Below are 1,845 nucleotides of genomic sequence, written 5' to 3' on the forward strand. Positions count from 1 at the left end.
TCTGTAGCTGATGCGTTCCCATAGCAGCTCGTACCGACCATCGCTTTTAGCGATTGACCTTGGCCTTTAGGCCACGCTACGCGAATGGTCACGCTACGCGATTGACCTTTGGTCACGCTACGCGATTGGCCGTAGGCCACGCTAAAAGCGATCGCATTCAACAAAAACTATCCTCTTGATCCATTACACTCCCGACTCCCCACTCCCGATTCTAAATTCTAAATTCTAAATTCTAAATTCTAAATTCTAAATTCCCTACTCCCGTCCTACCACCAAATCCCACAAGGCATCAATACCACTGCCCACATACTCTGAATCCTGGTGTTGTTCAATCCATTCAATTACAGTAGGGAGAATATGATTAGATGTTTTGCCCAATTTGCCCAAGGCATTGGCTGCGTCCTTACGCACATCATAATCATCATCCATTAGTAGTGCTAGGAGGGCGTTGACTACCGTTTCTGAGATGTTGCCCAAATTGCCCAAGGCTTCCGCTGCACTCACACGCACATCAGAATCATCATCCTGAAGTCCTGCTATGAGGGCGTTGATTACAGTTTCTGAGCTGTTGCCCAAATTGACCAAGACATTGGCTGCCGTCACACGCACATCAGAATCATCATCCTGAAGTCCTGCTAGCAGGGCGTTGATTACAGTTTCTGAGTTGTTGCCCAATTTGCCCAAGGCATTGGCTGCTATCACACGCGCAACAGAATCATCATCCATTAGCCCTGCTATGAGGGCGTTGATTACGGTTTCTGAGCTGTTGCCCAATTGGCCCAAGACTTCCGCTACCCTCAAACGCACAAGAGAATGATCATTCATTAGCCTTGCCAGGAGGGCGTTGATTACAGTTTCTGAGTTGTTGCCCAATTTGCCCAAGGCATTGGCTGCCCTCCAACGCACAAAAGAGTGATCATCTTTTACTAGTGCTATGAGGACGTTGACTACCGTTTCTGAGCTGTTGCCCAATTGACCCAAGGCTTCCGCTGCCCTCAAACGCACATCAGAATCATCATCCTGAAGTCCTGCTAGCAGGGCGTTTATTACAGTTTCTGAGCTATTGCCCAATTTGCCCAAGGCATCGGCTGCCCTCCTACGCACAACAAAATCATCATGCTTTAGTCGTGTCAACAATATTGTAATTACCTGATATTTTTCCCCTAACTCGTGTCGATAGTTCAGCAATCGTATGTCATCAATTCGATGGAATTCTTCCTTCAACAATTCCAATACCTGTGCCTCAAAATCCGTTTCATACAAACTACAAATTATCTGAAAAACCTGCTCGCGAATCTTCTCACCAACCCGCTCCTCACTACTCACCTCCAACTCAACCAACCGCTCCAAAATATCTTGAACTAACTCACTATCAGTACTTCGTAAATTTTTCGGGTCTTCTCCCAAACAATTACCAGCAAACAACAAATCCCGATGTAACCAGTGCTCATAGTTACTCTTATTATTCAAAAGTGCATTAATCGCCTTTGCCGCATTTTTCGGTTTTTGTTGTGCTATCAGCAATAATAACACTTCGCGCCAGTGGGAGTCATGTAAATGCTCCCGAATATGATTCAAAACAATATCGAAATTATACTCATTCTCCGCTTGATAGTTAATCTCCTGAGCACACAAATATTCCTGAAAGGTCTTATGGACAAAACCATAACAATCTTGCCCCTGTTCATTCAACAAACCCGTGCGCTTCCGAATCAACTCCACAAACCGTTTCGCCTCTTGCTTGGCTTTATACAAATCCACCTGCTTCAAGGTTTTAATCTGCTCAGCCAATTGGTTAATCAAATCATCTTGATCAATAAGCGTGCCACTATCCTTATCTTCAGC

1 protein-coding gene is annotated in these 1,845 nt (G+C 45.0%); it reads right to left on the reverse strand.

The window, feature by feature from the left end; genetic code table 11:
- Positions 1–255: 255 nt before the first annotated feature.
- The coding region (locus F6K20_RS36705; RefSeq protein ID WP_287298138.1) for a HEAT repeat domain-containing protein at positions 256–1,845 on the reverse strand (1,590 nt) is incomplete at its 5' end.

Source organism: Moorena sp. SIO2C4 (assembly GCF_010672485.1).
Lineage (GTDB): Bacteria > Cyanobacteriota > Cyanobacteriia > Cyanobacteriales > Coleofasciculaceae > Moorena > Moorena producens.